This window comes from Shouchella xiaoxiensis, from assembly GCF_016907895.1.
GTDB classification, from domain to species: domain Bacteria; phylum Bacillota; class Bacilli; order Bacillales; family Bacillaceae_D; genus Shouchella; species Shouchella xiaoxiensis.
Genome location: NZ_JAFBCV010000006.1, coordinates 84,693 through 101,378 on the forward strand (window position 1 = coordinate 84,693; position 16,686 = coordinate 101,378).

16 protein-coding genes are annotated in these 16,686 nt (G+C 41.3%); 12 read left to right on the forward strand and 4 right to left on the reverse strand.

The window, feature by feature from the left end; translation table 11 throughout:
• The first annotated feature begins 12 nt into the window (after positions 1-12).
• On the forward strand, positions 13-2,178 hold the full coding sequence (locus JOC54_RS10960) for a malate synthase G (protein ID WP_204466344.1): 2,166 nt from the start codon (positions 13-15) through the stop codon (positions 2,176-2,178).
• Between the two features lie 248 nt (positions 2,179-2,426).
• Here JOC54_RS10960 and aceA read toward each other — a convergent pair whose 3' ends face one another.
• Positions 2,427-3,710, reverse strand: a complete 1,284-nt coding sequence (gene aceA / locus JOC54_RS10965; protein WP_204466345.1) for an isocitrate lyase — start codon at positions 3,708-3,710, stop codon at positions 2,427-2,429.
• A gap of 235 nt (positions 3,711-3,945) precedes the next feature.
• On the opposite strand from aceA, the gene JOC54_RS10970 reads away from it, so the two are divergent.
• From JOC54_RS10970 to JOC54_RS11000, 7 genes are all read left to right on the forward strand, one after another.
• A complete protein-coding gene (locus tag JOC54_RS10970) occupies positions 3,946-5,067 on the forward strand; it encodes a M20 family metallopeptidase (RefSeq protein ID WP_204466346.1) in 1,122 nt (373 codons plus the stop codon).
• A 13-nt stretch (positions 5,068-5,080) separates the two neighbouring features.
• Complete coding sequence (locus JOC54_RS10975; protein ID WP_204466347.1) at positions 5,081-5,584, forward strand: GNAT family N-acetyltransferase; 504 nt, start codon at positions 5,081-5,083, stop codon at positions 5,582-5,584.
• A gap of 1 nt (position 5,585) precedes the next feature.
• On the forward strand, positions 5,586-6,698 hold the full coding sequence (locus tag JOC54_RS10980) for a sensor histidine kinase (RefSeq protein WP_204466348.1): 1,113 nt from the start codon (positions 5,586-5,588) through the stop codon (positions 6,696-6,698).
• On the forward strand, positions 6,661-7,305 hold the full coding sequence (locus tag JOC54_RS10985; RefSeq protein ID WP_235194580.1) for a response regulator: 645 nt from the start codon (positions 6,661-6,663) through the stop codon (positions 7,303-7,305). Before JOC54_RS10980 ends, JOC54_RS10985 begins: the two co-directional genes overlap by 38 nt.
• A gap of 102 nt (positions 7,306-7,407) precedes the next feature.
• Positions 7,408-8,337 (forward strand): ABC transporter ATP-binding protein, encoded by a 930-nt coding sequence (locus JOC54_RS10990; RefSeq protein WP_204466349.1) that lies wholly within the window; start codon positions 7,408-7,410, stop codon positions 8,335-8,337.
• Positions 8,338-8,346: 9 nt separating this feature from the next.
• Positions 8,347-9,531, forward strand: coding sequence for an ABC transporter permease (locus JOC54_RS10995; protein WP_204466350.1), 1,185 nt, complete (start codon positions 8,347-8,349; stop codon positions 9,529-9,531).
• Positions 9,528-10,586 (forward strand): ABC transporter permease, encoded by a 1,059-nt coding sequence (locus tag JOC54_RS11000; protein ID WP_204466351.1) that lies wholly within the window; start codon positions 9,528-9,530, stop codon positions 10,584-10,586. The genes JOC54_RS10995 and JOC54_RS11000 overlap by 4 nt, the downstream gene beginning before the upstream one ends.
• A gap of 315 nt (positions 10,587-10,901) precedes the next feature.
• On the opposite strand, the gene JOC54_RS11005 is transcribed toward JOC54_RS11000, so the two are convergent.
• Together JOC54_RS11005 and JOC54_RS11010 are read right to left on the reverse strand one after the other, a co-directional pair.
• Positions 10,902-11,771, reverse strand: coding sequence for a hypothetical protein (locus JOC54_RS11005; protein WP_204466352.1), 870 nt, complete (start codon positions 11,769-11,771; stop codon positions 10,902-10,904).
• Between the two features lie 67 nt (positions 11,772-11,838).
• On the reverse strand, positions 11,839-12,381 hold the full coding sequence (locus JOC54_RS11010) for a GbsR/MarR family transcriptional regulator (RefSeq protein ID WP_204466353.1): 543 nt from the start codon (positions 12,379-12,381) through the stop codon (positions 11,839-11,841).
• Between the two features lie 249 nt (positions 12,382-12,630).
• Between JOC54_RS11010 and JOC54_RS11015 the strand changes: the two genes are divergently transcribed.
• The 4 genes from JOC54_RS11015 (at position 12,631) to JOC54_RS11030 (ending at position 16,299) form a co-directional block, all read left to right on the forward strand.
• On the forward strand, positions 12,631-13,848 hold the full coding sequence (locus JOC54_RS11015; RefSeq protein WP_239586684.1) for a quaternary amine ABC transporter ATP-binding protein: 1,218 nt from the start codon (positions 12,631-12,633) through the stop codon (positions 13,846-13,848).
• Entirely contained in the window at positions 13,817-14,659 is an 843-nt protein-coding gene (locus tag JOC54_RS11020) for an ABC transporter permease (protein ID WP_204466354.1), read from the forward strand. The genes JOC54_RS11015 and JOC54_RS11020 overlap by 32 nt, the downstream gene beginning before the upstream one ends.
• Before the next feature lie 64 nt (positions 14,660-14,723).
• Entirely contained in the window at positions 14,724-15,653 is a 930-nt protein-coding gene (locus tag JOC54_RS11025; RefSeq protein ID WP_204466355.1) for a glycine betaine ABC transporter substrate-binding protein, read from the forward strand.
• A 364-nt stretch (positions 15,654-16,017) separates the two neighbouring features.
• A complete protein-coding gene (locus tag JOC54_RS11030) occupies positions 16,018-16,299 on the forward strand; it encodes a transposase (RefSeq protein WP_204466356.1) in 282 nt (93 codons plus the stop codon).
• Between the two features lie 91 nt (positions 16,300-16,390).
• On the opposite strand, the gene JOC54_RS11035 is transcribed toward JOC54_RS11030, so the two are convergent.
• The gene (locus tag JOC54_RS11035) at positions 16,391-16,627 is read right to left on the reverse strand and encodes a YgaP family membrane protein (protein ID WP_035419943.1); all 237 of its coding nucleotides are present in this window, start codon (positions 16,625-16,627) and stop codon (positions 16,391-16,393) included.
• Positions 16,628-16,686: the final 59 nt, after the last annotated feature.

Consider the following 16,686-nt stretch of genomic DNA (forward strand, 5'->3'; position numbering starts at 1 on the left):
AGGATTGATGGGATGAGGGAATATAAACGTATTGGAAAGTTACACGTGGCGAAAGTGTTGCATCAATTTATTGAACAAGAGGTAATGCCAGGACTTGATTTAGAGTATGAAATTTTTTGGAACAAGTTTGAACAAATAATTCATGAGCTGTCTCCAGAAAACAAAGTGCTCATTAATGAACGAGCAGTATTCCAACAACAGCTAAACAAATGGCATCAAGAAAACCGGTCATACAAACAAGGTGATTACAAAACTTTCTTAGAACAGATTGGATATTTAGAAGGAAGACCAGATAAAGTAACGATTCAGACGGAAAAAATCGATTTAGAAATTGCTCAGCAGTCAGGGCCACAATTAGTTGTGCCAATAAATAACGCTAGATTTGCGGTGAATGCGGCCAATGCACGTTGGGGAAGTCTTTACGATGCTCTTTATGGAAGCGATGCCATTCCCGTTACGAGAACATTGCAAGAAGGGTATGACCACAAGCGCGGAGAAGCTGTCATAACGTATGCAAAGGCATTTTTAGATAAAACCTTGCCGCTTCAGCACTCTTCACACAAAAACGTCGTCTCCTACCGTATCGTTGAGAATAAATTGATTGTTGAGCTGGCTGAAGGCGGTTTCGATTCTCTACAAGAAGAGGCATTGTTTATAGGATTTCAGGGAGAAATGAGTAATCCTTCTTCGCTGCTATTTCGGCATCATGGCAACGGAATCGAGTTGCAGTTTGATCGTAACCATGTAGTTGGGGCAAGTGATTCGGCAGGAATAAAAGATATCGTTCTGGAAGCAGCGTTAACAACGATAATGGACTGTGAAGATTCGGTTACAGCGGTTGATGCAGAAGATAAGGTAGCCGTTTATCGAAATTGGCTTGGACTGATGAAAGGGGATTTACAAGCGACCTTTCAAAAGGGGAATAAGCAATTATCAAGGTCGTTAAAACAGGACCGCGTGTTTCAAACAGCAGAAGGAGGAAAGACTGTTCTTAAGGGGAGGTCACTCATGCTCATTCGTAATGTTGGCCATTTAATGGGGAGTGATGCGATCTTAGATGAACAAGGAAACGATGTTCCAGAAGGGATACTGGATGGTGTAGTGACAGCGTTAATCGCGAAGCATGACTTACTCGGTCATTCTCCTCATAAAAATTCGTTGCAGCAATCAATCTATATCGTTAAACCAAAGATGCACGGTTCAAAAGAAGTCGCTTTTGCAAATACGCTGTTTAACCGTATTGAAGATGTGATTGACGTCCCAAGGTATACAATTAAGATTGGCGTAATGGATGAAGAACGCCGGACGAGTTTGAATTTGCAAGCATGCATTAATGAAGTGAAAGAACGCATTTTCTTTATAAACACAGGATTTCTTGATCGAACTGGTGATGAGATTCATACTTCAATGGAAGCAGGAGCGGTTGTTCGAAAAGATGCGATGAAAAAAACTGCGTGGATTAACGCCTATGAAAAAGCCAATGTGCAAGCAGGTTTAAAAACAGGTTTTCAAGGTACAGCACAAATTGGAAAAGGGATGTGGGCAATGCCCGATGAGATGGCTGCTTTATTAAGAATGAAAAGTGAACAGCTTAAAGCAGGTGCGTCGACAGCATGGGTTCCATCTCCTACCGCAGCGACACTTCATGCACTTCACTATCATGAAGTAGATGTGCGACAAGAACAAAAAAGACTACTTACTGAAGGGCAAGATTATCTCGATCTTCTACTTCAAGTACCTTTGGCGAGTGAAACCTATTCATTTGATCAAATTGAAGAAGAATTAAATAATAATGCCCAAAGTATTCTTGGCTATGTGGTCCGGTGGATCGATCAAGGCATTGGCTGCTCGAAAGTACTCGATATGCATAATACAGCGCTAATGGAAGATCGAGCGACCTTACGAATTTCAAGTCAACTCCTTGCAAACTGGCTCCATCACGGGGTTTGTACTAAAGAGCAATTGGAACAATCCTTTAGCAGAATGGCTAAAGTTGTTGATGAACAGAATGGCGATGATCCGTTGTATTTCCCGCTTTCAAGTAAGCATTCAATTGCTTATCAGGCCGCACTTGAGCTTGTATTTGAGGGTGTAAATCAGCCTAACGGTTATACAGAGCCAATTTTGCATAAACGAAGACTGGAAGCAAAAGAACGGTTTAAAAGCAGCACAAAATAAAGAAATTGAAGAAACCACCTCAAAGAATTCTCTACCTTCTTTAAGGTGGTTTTAGCTGTAACTATTAAAAAAGCTCCTCGTCTGAAGAGCTCTTTCATTTGAATCATTATTCTTCTGTTTTGCTTAAGCAGTGATCACATTGTGTAAACGTCGGTTGTTGACCGGAGATGACCTTTCCACAATTTGCACATTCAGCTGTATGTTCTTGCATCAATAGTACCCCTCTCGTATCAGATGAACTTACTTTATTAATGGGAGAATTGTTCAGTTTCTGTTGAGCCGCTCATTGCTTTCGTAGAGGATGTTCCTCCCGAAATAACGGAAACGACATCATCAAAATAACCAGTTCCAACTTCGCGCTGATGCCGAGTAGCTGTATAGCCATTTACTTCATTCGAAAACTCTTTTTGCTGTAATTCGGAGTAGGCACCCATTCCACGGGCTTTGTATCCGTTTGCAAGCTCGAACATGCTGTTGTTTAAGGCGTGGAAACCAGCTAATGTGACGAATTGAAATTTATAGCCCATCTCCCCTAGCTGCTCTTGAAAGGTCTCGATTTGCTCATCTGTTAATTTCGCTTTCCAATTAAATGAAGGAGAACAGTTATAGGCGAGTAACTTTCCAGGAAATTGTGCATGAATGGCATTAGCAAATGCCTGTGCTTCTTCAAGGCTTGGTTCAGATGTCTCACACCAAATTAAGTCAGCGTAAGGTGCATAGGCAAGCCCACGGGCAATAGCCTGATCAAGCCCAGCATTTGTCCGGTAGAATCCCTCTTCTGTGCGTTCTTGACTCGCAATAAATGGGTGATCATAGGGGTCGATATCACTCGTTAATAAATCGGCAGCATTTGCATCCGTTCTGGCAATAATGATGGTCGGGACGTCTAATACATCAGAGGCTAAACGAGCTGCGATTAAATTCTGCACGGCTGTTCGTGTTGGGATTAATACTTTCCCGCCAAGGTGGCCACATTTCTTTTCGGAAGCAAGTTGATCTTCGAAATGCACGCCTGCTGCTCCAGCTTCAATCATCGCTTTTGTTAATTCAAAGACATTTAAGCGACCACCAAAACCTGCCTCCCCATCCGCAACAATTGGAGCGAACCAGTGTGTATCCGTTTTTCCTTCTGCAAAATCAATTTGATCAGCTCGTTGTAATGCTTGATTAATATTCTTGACGACTTTTGGCACACTATTTGCTGGGTATAAGCTTTGGTCAGGGTACATTTGACCAGCGAGGTTGGCGTCGGCAGCTACTTGCCAACCGCTTAAATAAATTGCTTTTAAGCCTGCTTTTACCTGTTGGACAGCTTGGTTGCCTGTTAATGCTCCAAGTGCTCGAACAAAAGGGTCTTGTTGCATTAAGGTCCATAATCGATTGGCGCCTTGTCGGGCAACGGTATATTCAATGCTCATAGAACCTCTTAAAGCAACAACTTCTTCAGCGGTATAAGCCCTCGTGATGTTCTCCCAGCGTCTTTCTGTAACCCAACTCTGTTCTAAGTTCTTAATGGTTTGTGTACGATCCATCATCAGCTCTCCTTTAAACTGTTATATAACAATTTATTTATTTACAAACTATACTATTACAGTTCCTGTGCTAGCGTCAACCCATTTTTAAAAAAATCTAAAAATTTTATTCGACAAAGATAAACGCTTTTTATTCGATAAAATGCTGTATGTGTTTTAATGTGACTAGACTCACTTTTCAAATAAAAATCATGGTACGATAGTAAAAACATCAAGTAGAGAAGAAGGGATTTATATGCAAAGACAAGCCAGAATGCTCGAGCTTTTACAAGAACTTGTGAATATAGATAGTGATTCTTATAACAAGACAGGGGTGGACCAAGTCGGAAAACGTATGATTGAGGCCTATAAAGGAATTGGCTTTAAGGCAACGCTTTTACCGCAAAAGGAATACGGGAACCATATCGTGCTTCGAGACGATGCTGCGATTAATCCAAGTATTTTAGTGCTTGCCCATATGGATACGGTTTTTCCAAAAGGAACGACAGCAACGCGTCCTTTTTCGACTGAAGGTGACTATGCGTTTGGACCTGGAGTTGCCGATATGAAAGGGAGCCTTGTTACGACACTATTTGCGATGGAACGCTTAGTGGAGCGAAACGAAGAAGCAAGGAAAGAAGTTGAAATCTTGCTTACAAGCGATGAAGAGATTGGAGCGCCGTCAGCTAGGTCCTTTATAGAAGCGCATGTGAAAGGGAAAAAAGCTGTGCTTGTGATGGAACCAGCAAGAAAAGATGGTTCGCTGGTGACATTTCGTAGAGGTGGAGGACGATACACGCTGAAAGTGTATGGCGTCGCAGCCCATTCTGGAAACGAACCAGAAAAAGGGGCAAGTGCGATTGAAGAAATGGCCCACAAAACGATTGGACTTCACGGTCTGTCAAATAAAGAGATAGGCATTCAAATAAATGTCGGCATGATAAAAGGTGGAGTAGCGGTAAACACGATTGCTGATTATGCTGAAGCAGAAATTGACGTTCGTATTTCAACGAAGGAACAGGCATTGGAGGTTGATCAGGCAATTACACAACTGTGTCAGACCACGGTCGTTCCAGGCACAAGCATTAAGCTAGAAGGTGGACTGACTCGACCACCAATGGAACGAAATCAGGAGACGGTTGCGCTCTTTAGTCAAATAAAAACAATTGGTCAGAAGTTACAGCTGAACATTACAGAAGCATCATCAGGTGGAGGCTCTGATGCGTCTTTTGCTTCTGCATTAGGAGTGCCGACTATCGACGGGATGGGTCCAATCGGGGCAGGTTTTCATGGACAAGATGAGTACCTTGAACTGTCATCACTGGAAAGCAGATCTGATTTGCTGTATGAAACAATAAAATCGCTTGTACAAGCTTAAGGAGGAGTGAAGGATGATTCACGTTGTCACAGCGTTGTCCCCTTATAAAGATCAATTGGCAAACCTCTTGTTTGCGTGTGTAAATGAAGGGGCTTCTGTTAATTTTATTCATCCAATGACGATAAAAAAGGCGCAAACCTATTGGAATGAGGTAACGCCTTCAGAATTCCACTTGGTTATCATAGCGAAAGAGAAAGAGGTCATTCAAGGGACAGTCCAGCTCGTATTCTCACAGAAAGAAAACGGTCTTCATCGGGCAGAAATTGCTAAGCTTCTAGTTGCTCCAACAGCAAGGCGACTGGGGATAGGACGACGGTTAATGGAAGCTGCAGAAGAAGAGGCAGTAAAGGCCGGTCGCTACTTACTTGTTTTGGATACGGAAGAAGGGTCTCCGGCAAATTCACTCTATCAATCACTTCACTATCAAATCGCTGGCACCATACCGAAGTTTGCCCGTTCAGCTCTAAGTGGAGAACTGACAGGCACGACGTACTATTACAAATGGTTAGGAGAATAAGATGTATTTCTGGTTGCGTCTACTGTTGATTAGTACATCTATTTTACTCTGGCTGATTGAGGATCAAGCATTGTTAAGCAATCCAGTATATTGGCTGACTGCAGGCGTCCTAATTGCAGGTGCTAGCTCAGAACCTTTGTGGAAAACTCGCTTTTACTTATATAGCATTTTAACTTTTATTGCCTGCTTGTTTACATACGAGTATCAATTGCACTATGGCTGGGCTGCTAGTCTAGTATTCGCTTCGTTCGCTTTTCTTAGTAGCCGAATTCCATTATGGCAAATCGGGTTACTGTTTAGTTTAGTAAGTATTCATGTTCTCCTTCTATCAGAAAAGCTATCACAATTCCTATTCTCAATGGTCGTGGCGCTACTAGTGTTTTCTTTTGCGATCTTTGTCTTAAGATTGCTAGAAGAAGGCAAACAAAAGCAAATACGGATTGAAGAATTAGCTTATGACCAACGAATGTTAAAGCGCCAGCTGCTGTTAGAAGAGGATGCTGCAAAACAAGCGGAGCGAACGCGAATTGCACGCGATGTTCATGATTCTGTCGGGCACCAATTAACGGCTTTAGCAATGCAGTTGCAAATCGCCGAATTAAAAGAAACCGGCGATACTTCCTATATTATTGAGGCTAAACAAACGGCGCGAACCGCTCTAGAAGAGATGCGCAAAGCAGTAAAGGCTTTAGAAAAAGAAGAGATTCGCGGTGTATCAATGATTGTTCGTTTAATAAGAAAATTAGAAGCAGAGAGTCAAGTATACATATCGTTTAAAACGGAATCTGGTGCGTTGTCACAATTTCTTGATGATAATCAGAGCACAGCGGTATACCGCTTTGTTCAAGAAGGATTAACGAACGCGATGCGCCATGCTTTTGCAAAGCAAATTAGTGTAGAGCTTTCCATCGCAGGTGGGCACACATACATTGCAACCGTAAGGAATGAAGCGACGCCTCACTCTTTTGTGGAAGGGTTTGGGTTAACGCAATTAAGGCAGCGGTTCGAGGAACTGGACGGAACATTCACCACGGGTTATCAAGACAACTATTTTGTCATGAGGGGGGCATTTCCAATTGGATCATCAAAAGAAGCAAACCATTCTAATTGCTGAGGACCAATCAATTGTGCGGCAAGGGTTAAAGATGATGATTGAACATGGTGGGAACTATCGTGTAATGGAAGCAAGCAACGGCGCAGAAGCGATTGATCAAGTATTAAAAAATCATGTTGATTTAATCTTAATGGATGTCCGGATGCCCGTTATGGATGGCATTCAAGCAACGAAACAAATCCGGATGCAGAACAAGCAAGTTAAGATTGTAATCTTAACGACTTTTGCAGATGAAGAGTATGCGCTTGAATCCTTAAAACAAGGAGCAAGTGGCTATATGTTAAAAGATGCTGACATGACAAGTTTAGTAGCTTCAATTGAACGAGCTTTAAGTGGAGAGTTAATTCTTGATGGACAGGTGGCTGCAAAAGTTGTCCCGGCATTGTTGAAGCGTACAGAGCCAAACAATGAGAAGCTACCAGATTTATCGGAGCGAGAGCGAGAGATTGTTCGGAAAGTTGGTCAAGGATTAAGCAATGCCGAGATTGCCAATGAGCTTTATTTAACCGTAGGGACTGTAAAAAACTATATTAGTCAGCTTTTTTTAAAGCTGGAAGTAAGAGATCGCACGCAGTTGGCGATCCTCGCGTTAAAACACGATGTTTAGCATGACTGGAGTCATATTGATAGGAATAAATGAGTGACTGAAGTAAATGGTGGCTCATACAGAGATCCCATATGATGAAAGAGTAAATGGGAGGTGGCATACATGCTTGAAACGGAGCGAGTTGAAAAGTCATTCGGATCAATTAAAGTGATAAAAGAAGTGGGATTATATTTAAAACAAGGAGAAGCGGTAGGCCTGTTGGGACCAAACGGCGCTGGGAAATCGACGTTAATTGATATGCTGTCAAGCTTAAGCAAGCCAACAAAGGGTCAAGTGTTGTTTAATGGCAAGCCTGTTTTTTCACAGCTGTCTTCCTTTCGCAATCGAATCGGTGTAGTTCCCCAAGAGCTTGCTCTCTATATGGAACTAACAGCAGAAGAAAACTTGATGTTCTTTGGGAAAGCCTATCAGTTAAAAGGTGCTAAGCTTAAACAAAAAGTGGATCAGTTGTTGAATCAAGTCGAGTTGAATGACCGGAGAAAAGACAAAGTAAGTACATTTTCTGGTGGAATGAAGCGTCGCTTAAATTTAGCTGTCGCACTTATACATGATCCTGACTATTTAATATTGGATGAGCCGACAGTGGGAATTGATCCTCATTCTCGTCGTTATTTACTTGATTTAATAAAAAAACTTCAAGTGGAGGATAACAAGACGGTTTTATATACAAGTCATTATATGGAAGAAGTCGAGTTCCTATGTGACCGACTGTATGTTTTGGATCGCGGTTCCATTATAGCAGCTGGAACCCAAGAAGAAATCAAGCATATTGTGAACCAAGGTAGCACCTATCATTTAATGGTAGAGTCGAGCAGTCAGGAACTTGAGTTAGCTCTTACAGCTCATGACAAAATTGAGCGCTTTATCCAACAGGATGATGGGTATCGAATTGTCTCTTATTCAAATGATTTATTTGAAGATCTAATCCAACTGGCAAGTGAAGCAAATGTTCGAGTTCAAGGTATACGTGTACAGGAGCCTACGCTTGAAGATGTGTTTCTTCATTTAACCGGAAGATCACTAAGGGATTAGGAGGCTTCGATGAATTATTTAATTATTAAAGAGATTAAGCAAATGCTGACTGATCGGATAGCTTTGTTTACCATTTTGCTTACGCCACTACTATTAATTCTTATTCTGGGATTCTCATTAGCTGGGTGGTTTGGGTCGAATACGTCCACGGAAGGTATATCAATCGGCATTATTCAAGAAGTGGACCTTGCTGACGAAGCATCTGAGGTAGCAGATACATTGCAAATCCCGCAGGAACAGCTTATTGAAATGGCCATTCCTGATTCGCTGTTTGCATATGTAGAGAATGAGATGACGATTGATTATGTAAACGACGTAGATCAAGCGTTGCAAGATGGGTACGACGTTGTTGTTGATATTCCTGCTGGTTATCGTACCAAGATGTGGGAGCAGCAAATAGTAGGTGAGTCCAGTTTAACGGAAGAATTTACGATGTACCATGAAGGCAGTATGGAAGCACTAATGGTTGATACAATGATTAGCCAGTTCATGGAACGTCTTTACGTAAACTCAACGCTTATTCAAGCTGGAGAAGAATCAATGCCCGAGCTTGGTCAGATACAATTGCAAGGGGAAGAACCGCTGTCATCGTTTGAATATTATACCTATGGAATGAGCGTCATGTATGTCTTCTTTTCAGCAGGCTATATGGCAAGTCTAGCTTATAGTGAAAAGAAAGCAAGGGTGTATGCAAGGCTAGTGCTTGCGAACATTAAGCCACTACAGTATTTAGCGGTTAAAACGATTGCGACAATGGGCGTTGTCGTTGTGCAGTTGGTTTTACTATTCAGTATCTGCTTAACGCTTTTTCAAGTAAGTGTAGCTAATTGGCTTGGATTTATCGCGATAGCATTGTCTTTAAGCCTAGCTGTTGCTGGCGTGACTGCTTTATTGATTGCCATTCAGTTCCGCTTTGAAACGGAAAAACTAGCTAATGTTTTTATGATGTTTGTTGTCTCTATTTTTGCATTTATAGGAGGAAGCTTCTTCCGCGTTTCGGATATGGCGCCCATTCTTGCAGAGATCGGCCGATACACACCTAACGGGCGAGCATTGCAAGCATTTATTCAAGCGAGTCAAGGTGAGACGCTTTCAACGCTGTCTTCATCAATCCTGTTACTAAGCGGAATGGCGCTCGTTTTTTTCCTGCTGGCGTGGACGATCTTTATTAGCAAAGGCGGTGCTGTAAAATGACAGCTGTCTTTTATCAATATGCGAAAGAGATCATGCGCAATCCGTTTACGCTTGTACTGATGTTGATCATGACAATCGTATTTTCCATTACAATTGGCGGAGCAAATACCAGTGGGCAGAATGTGCATGTGTTTTCAAACGAATTGACTAATGAAGAAGTAGAAACCCGTCTTGCTGCATTAAACGAATCCGATGATTTTAACTTTATGGCAACCTCGCCAACAGAGGCGCAACGAATGCTCAGCACGCAAGAGGTTGAAGGTCTAGTTGAACTTGAGGAAGAAACGTACATTATACACCTGGCATTTGAAGATGCACCCTTCCTCTATCTAGTTCAACCTGTCATTGATCACTATTACACACATAGTATGCTTGCAACTATTGTAGGAAATGAAGCAGGTCAATACGAAGCTTTTGCTTACGAAGAACAATTTGTAGGAGTGGGCGGAAGCTTTGATCAAAGCTTGCAATCTTTGTTTGGCTTTACGCTCTATTTTTCTTTCTTCACGATGGGCTTTACGATTATGACCATTCTTGAATTAAAAGAAAGTCGTGTTTGGAATCGGTTAATTTTATCGCCGACTTCTAAAACAAAGCTTTACTCAGGACATTTGATTGTTTCATTCGCACTGGCATATGTACAAATAGCAATTGTTCTAGCTTTGTTTGTTGCGATATTTGATTATGATTTTTATGGAGGTTTTGGGAAGCTCTTTATCGTTATCATTCCGTATTTATTTGCTATTATGGCATTTGGCGTTTTTCTCAGCGGAATCGTAAGAGCATCTCAACAGCTAAACGCTATTATCCCCCTCTCTGCGTCAGCATTTGCGATGCTTGGGGGAGCATTCTGGCCGCTTCAAGTTGTCCAATCAGAATGGCTGCTCGCCCTCTCCTATGCCAGTCCAATTAGGTATGGATTAGAAATGATGATGGGCGCAACGTTTAATAACTGGTCGCTGGAAGAGTTTTTCCTACCTGGAGCAATTCTGCTGTTTATGGGACTTGTATTAACAGGAATCGGTATTCAGCTGATGGAGCGGAAATCAGCTTAAAACGAAATAGGATATTTCTTCTCAAGAGGTGTCTGGGACATAACTAAAAGTAGTATTTGAAAAGAGGAATAATCTAGAATGTGCTGAGTAGCACCACCGCCTCAGGAGAATTTTTCGCTTTCCGGGGGCGCGGCCCAGCCTCCTCTGTGGAAAACCGCCACTCCAGAGTCTTCGTGTTCTCCAGCCGCTCATTTTAGTATGAAATAAATGACGAACGTTCCAATTTCCAGGAATGTTCGTCATTTTGGTCTGTCTATCTACTTTTGTCCCAGCCACTTTGGTTATTTCAATAGCTACAAGCCGCTATCGCTTTTTTTACATTTGTTTGCGATAAAGAGTCCTATTCATCTTGCCCCAGTTGTTAGTAAGGTCTGATTTAGTAACAAGTTTCCATGGGTGAAACAATGTTTGCCCATTCTTATTAAAGAATAGATTTTCAGTGATGCAGTAGGTGGCGTGTTGAATCTTATCTTGATCGTCTAAGTAGACTAATACATCACCGCTTTTAACGTTTCCATTATGTATACAAAATTGATTATTATGAAGGTACGACTTAAATGTATCTGTATGGACCCACTCATGGATGAGCCATTCTTCTTTAGAAAGGGCAAAGAGTACAGCTGCCAAGCAGTTCGCCCCGCTTTTAGCGGGGAAGGTATTTGCAAATGTTCTTAAGTGCGTTGGAACAAGCTCAGTAACGCTAGAAGCAGACCAACTATCCCAATCCTGTGCATATTGAGCGAGTACTTGTTCTTTCAGATCCTGTGGAAGCTGCGCCCAAAGTGAAGCTGTAAGAACGACTTGGTTCGCGACAATGGCTTCATTAGGGAGTGGATGCTGATGAAAATAAGGTAACGGGATAATTAATCCTCTATTGTAAGCTACTTGAAGCTGTAAAAGCTTTTTTTGTTGCGTAGATGGAAGGTGATTGAACCAAGCAGGAGGAGCAACCAGAATCAGGTCAGCTTCTTTTTTGATCTGCCAATATTCAAAACTACTAGCATATTCTACGGAGCTGTAAGATGGATGTTGAAAGAATTCTTGGCTTGGTATAGTTAAGACAGTAGTTAACATGGTTTTAAAGGATTTTAAATCATCTTGATTGATAAAGAAAAAGTCGGTCTCGGGGACATAAGAAGCGACCCAAGTTGTCAAATGCTTAGACGTTGGTTGAATTGGTATCAAGAACGCACACGCCTCTCCTACAAAACGAGCTACTAAGCGGATCGTTATTCCTTAGTAGCTCTTTATTTTATTTTTTTGGAAGATACTCAAAAATCTTGCCACTCTCAAGGTGTTCAACAAAGCTTTCGATCCAGTCGTAATAACCATTTGCATGATCTACTTTCTTTAAGTCAATTTCAATTTCTTCAAGAAGTTCTGGTGATTCTCGCCTTAATTCTGTTAGCTGTTGCTCAAGCTCAATACTGGCTTTTCTGTTGCTTTCAACCGCTTGACGCCATTGCTTTGTAAAGATCGCAACAAATGATTCGTACCAGTCATTTTCAGACGTATATAAATCTTTGCGTACACCCTTTTGCCATACTTTCCTTGCCATGTTGGCTTCGGTTAGTTGTCTAATGCTTGTACTCATGCTCGTTTTACTCATACCAAGCTGCATACTCATATCATCTAATGTCATAGCTTGATCATTAAATAAGAGTGATCCATAAAGCCGACCAGTTGATTCATTCATTCCATATAAATGAAGATTTGTTGATAGTTCGTGGATAAATTGCTCTCTAATCCTCTGTAATTTATATTTCTCAGATGACATCTCTTTTTCAGTCTCCATAAGATTCCTCCAGTAAGCTGATACCTAGAGTGTAACAAATTGAAGAAAAGGTTTACAGGTTAATGATAGAGAGCATGCCATAGGAAACAGGAGGATATGTAAGTATAGACAATTTAAAATCTGTTCAGTTTAAACTGTACGATTAATACAGACGGATGGGACGATATACACTGTTTGATTATTAATTTAGTTATGCGATATAGTTACATAGTCATAAAGAAGCAGGCAATATGTAAAGAGGTGAAAAACTTGTCAAAAATTAAGGTTGAGGGCTTGACCAAAGTTTTCGGGAAAAAACCAAAACGAGCTCTGGACATGCTGGCAAAAGGGAAGAAAAAAACGGAAATTCTAAAGGAAACAGGACTAACGGTTGGTGTCGACCAGGCTGACTTTACAGTTGAAGATGGCGAAATCTTCGTAATTATGGGTCTTTCAGGTAGTGGAAAATCAACAATGGTCCGTTTGTTAAATCGCTTAATCGAACCGACAACGGGCAGTGTTTTTGTTGATGGCGAAGACTTAGCAAAAATGAATGCGAAGGATTTAAGGAATGTTCGCCGGAAAAAAATGAGCATGGTGTTTCAAAAGTTTGGCTTGTTTCCGAATCGGACGATTTTGCAGAACGTTGAATATGGCCTTGAGATACAAGGCATTGAAAAAAACAAACGACGTGAAACAGCGCAAACGTCACTTGAACTTGTTGGCTTAAAAGGATACGAAGACAGCTATCCAGATCAACTGTCCGGAGGAATGCAGCAACGAGTTGGTTTAGCTCGAGCGCTAGCAAATGCTCCTGATGTGTTGTTAATGGATGAAGCTTTTTCAGCGCTTGATCCACTTATTCGTAAAGATATGCAAGATGAGCTTCTCGATTTACAAGAGAAGATGAAGAAAACGATTATCTTTATAACGCATGACTTGGATGAGGCGCTGAGAATCGGTGACCGCATTATGATTATGAAAGATGGCTCTATTGTGCAGATTGGAACACCGGAACAGATTTTAACTCAACCAGAAAACGATTATGTCGAACGTTTTGTTGAAGATGTTGACCGGTCAAAAGTCTTCACAGCGGAAAGCGTTATGATTCGTCCTGAATCCGTTAATCTTGAAAAAGATGGTCCTCGTGTTGCGATGCAACGCATGAGAGAAGCGGGAATTTCCAGTATATATGTAACAAAGCGAAATAAAGAATTAGTTGGTATTGTTCATGCGACTGATGTATCTGAACTTATTAAATCCAATATTGATCGGCTTGATTCGATTATTATTACCGACGTGCCAGTGGTTGACAAAAACACGCCGTTAAATGAATTAATGGATCAGCTAGCGGTTAGTACCGTCCCATTAGTTGTTCGTTCGGATAATAAGCTACAAGGAATTATTGTAAGAAGCGCAGTTCTTGGTGCTTTATCAGGAAGTGAGGTTGATTTTGATGGATTTTCTACCCCGTCTGGAAATAGGTGAATGGGCTGAAGCTGTAGTTGAATGGTTACAGCAGAACGCGAGATGGTTTTTTGATGCAATTGCTTTTTTAGTTAATAGTTTGCTAGATGGCGTGTACTGGGTCATTTCTGCGCCGCCGAGCTGGTTATTTATTCTTATTATTGGTATCGCGACCTTTTTATTAAATCGTCGTAAATGGGGCTTGCTGGCATTTGTTGTACTTGGATTGGTTTTTATTGACAGTCTTGGCTATTGGTCAGCAATACTTGATACATTATCAATTGTTTTAGCTACAGGTATTATTTCTGTTGTGCTCGGTGTCCCTCTTGGAATATGGATGGCGAAAAGCGGAAAAGTCGATGCGGTATTCAAGCCGGTACTCGACTTTATGCAGACGATGCCAGCCTTTGTTTACTTAATTCCTGCTGTAACATTCTTCGGTGTAGGGATGATGCCAGGTGTCATTGCATCGGTCATTTTTGCAATGCCTCCGACTGTTCGCATGACAAACTTAGGAATTCGCCAAGTCTCAACTGAATTAATTGAGGCGTCAGATGCATTTGGTTCAACTGGTACTCAGAAATTGTTTAAGGTCCAGTTGCCAATGGCAAAAGGTACGATTATGGCTGGTGTCAATCAGAGTACAATGCTTGCATTATCAATGGTCGTTATTGCCGCGATGATTGGTGCAACTGGAGTTGGGCAAATCGTTTATTCAGCAGTTGGACAAAACAATGTCGGCAACGGGTTTGAATCAGGGATTGTCATTGTTATTCTTGCGATCATATTGGATCGTTTAACACAAAGTATTAATAAACCAAAGAGTGCTTAGATAAGTGGCAAGAGTTAAGAAGGCTCTTCACATAGAAATGCAAAAAATAAGGAGGAATTTGAGTATGAATTGGAAACATATTGGACTAACAACAACGGGGTTAGCTTTATCTGTTGCCCTTGTGGCATGTGGAAGTGATGATAATGGTGGATCAAATGGGGACAATCCAACTGGATCTGCTGATGAAGGCATGCTTTCGAAAGAAGATATCTTGAACGATTTGTCTGTTATTAGTGGTATTGATCCGGGAGCTGGTGTATCACAAGGAGCAGAGAGAGCGCTAGAAGCCTACGAGATTGATAACCTTACATTACAGACAACGAGTACCTCTTCAATGGCTGAGCAACTTAATCAAGCCATTCAAAACCATGAGCCTATTGTCGTAACAGGATGGAATCCCCACTGGAAGTTTGCAGCATTTGACCTAAAGTATCTTGACGATCCAGAAGAAGTGTTTGGCGGGACAGAGGAAATTCATACAATTGCTCGTTTAGGTTTGCAAGATGAAAAGCCAGAAGGCTATGAAGTTATTGATAACTTTTTCTGGACAGAAGATGATATGGGTGAAGTCATGCTTGAAGTATATGAGGGAACCGATCCAGAAGAAGCAGCGCAAAACTGGGTTGATGCGAACCAAGAAACAGTAGATGGCTGGATTGACGGTGTCAATACAGTTGACGGCGAAGAGTTCTCATTAGTTCTTGTTAACTGGGATTCGGAAGTGGCATCTTCCAACGTACTAGCACTTGCTCTTGAGCAAATCGGATATGATGTTAGCCTTACAACCGTAGAAAATGGTCCAATGTGGGCTTCGCTTGAGTCTGGAGACCAAGATGCGAGCGTTGCGGCTTGGTTGCCAATTACACACGAAGAATTCTTTGATGAGGGTGCGGTAGATGATCTTGGGGCAAATCTTGAAGGTGCGCCGCGTATCGGTCTTGTTGTTCCAGAATACATGGATATTACTTCTATTGAAGATTTAAAAGCTGAATAACTTCGCTGAGATGAGGCTGGGACAAAAGTAGATAGACAGACGAAAACGACGAACATTCCTGAAAATAGGAACGTTCGTCGTTTAATTTATACTAAAATGAGCGGAAGGAGAATTCGAAGACATCTGGGGGACCAGCACGTGTCTGAAAACCCTGAAGTGGCGGTTTTCCACGAAGGAGGCTGAGGCCGTGCCCCCGGAAAGCGAAGAAATCTCCTGGAGCGGTGCTACTCAGCGTCGTTTCGATTATTCGTCTTTTCAATTATTACTTTTCGTTATATCCCAGCCTCATTTCTATTTTAATAAGGTGAATAGTTATCGCTAAAAGTGGCACGATACCTCTAACTATACTGTTGGGGGTGTATCAATGATTCTTGCAAGTGCGTTCTTTGTTGTCATACCTATTTGCATGCTTTTAATCGCACGAAAGTCTCTCATAATCGAAAAGCTGTTTAGCTTTATTGCAACTTTATCTTTTTTAATGACAGCAAGCATCATTTCTTTTGCTATATATGAAGTAGTAGTAGAAGGAACCGTTTTTATGACTTCCATTCATGCAATTTTTTTAAACCCATTTCTGCTTTTAAGCGGTGCTTTCTTGTTACTGTTTACAATGTACAAATTGTTAACCGATTTAATAAGTTTTTAAAGAGGCTTCAAGCCCAAACGTTCTTGAGGAATATTTTTATTTTTCCGAGTGATTTTGTTTGAATTAAACTGAATCCTTTGATAAAGTAACGCTAAGAAGGGTTAATGACATCATCAGGTTGCTGGTGTGTATGAACGTGGTGCTTCATTTGATAGTCTTTTAAAGGACAATAGCGAAGCAGTCCTTCTGCGGTTTTTAAGGAACCAACTAAAATGAAGCATAGATACAACAAGGAGTTCTTGTTTGTTTTAGATAAGCCAAACAATAGCAAAGCTATTCCGAATGCAAGGCGAAAAAGGGCGTTTTTCGAACTTAGATTAGATCGCATGATAAACCTCCTAAAAAAGATGTGATAAAATGTCACAATTCTACCAAAGTCAATGCCAG

What these genes read in the sequence shown, in the direction of transcription:
- JOC54_RS11035 (WP_035419943.1), bottom strand. Translation starts at nt 16,627, where the DNA reads ATGCGATCTAATCTAAGTTCGAAAAACGCCCTTTTTCGCCTTGCATTC.
- JOC54_RS10990 (WP_204466349.1), top strand. Translation starts at nt 7,408, where the DNA reads ATGCTTGAAACGGAGCGAGTTGAAAAGTCATTCGGATCAATTAAAGTG.
- JOC54_RS10995 (WP_204466350.1), top strand. Translation starts at nt 8,347, where the DNA reads ATGAATTATTTAATTATTAAAGAGATTAAGCAAATGCTGACTGATCGG.
- JOC54_RS11020 (WP_204466354.1), top strand. Translation starts at nt 13,817, where the DNA reads ATGGATTTTCTACCCCGTCTGGAAATAGGTGAATGGGCTGAAGCTGTA.
- JOC54_RS11030 (WP_204466356.1), top strand. Translation starts at nt 16,018, where the DNA reads ATGATTCTTGCAAGTGCGTTCTTTGTTGTCATACCTATTTGCATGCTT.
- JOC54_RS10970 (WP_204466346.1), top strand. Translation starts at nt 3,946, where the DNA reads ATGCAAAGACAAGCCAGAATGCTCGAGCTTTTACAAGAACTTGTGAAT.
- JOC54_RS10975 (WP_204466347.1), top strand. Translation starts at nt 5,081, where the DNA reads ATGATTCACGTTGTCACAGCGTTGTCCCCTTATAAAGATCAATTGGCA.
- JOC54_RS11000 (WP_204466351.1), top strand. Translation starts at nt 9,528, where the DNA reads ATGACAGCTGTCTTTTATCAATATGCGAAAGAGATCATGCGCAATCCG.
- JOC54_RS11010 (WP_204466353.1), bottom strand. Translation starts at nt 12,381, where the DNA reads ATGGAGACTGAAAAAGAGATGTCATCTGAGAAATATAAATTACAGAGG.
- aceA (WP_204466345.1), bottom strand. Translation starts at nt 3,710, where the DNA reads ATGGATCGTACACAAACCATTAAGAACTTAGAACAGAGTTGGGTTACA.
- JOC54_RS10960 (WP_204466344.1), top strand. Translation starts at nt 13, where the DNA reads ATGAGGGAATATAAACGTATTGGAAAGTTACACGTGGCGAAAGTGTTG.
- JOC54_RS11025 (WP_204466355.1), top strand. Translation starts at nt 14,724, where the DNA reads ATGAATTGGAAACATATTGGACTAACAACAACGGGGTTAGCTTTATCT.
- JOC54_RS10980 (WP_204466348.1), top strand. Translation starts at nt 5,586, where the DNA reads ATGTATTTCTGGTTGCGTCTACTGTTGATTAGTACATCTATTTTACTC.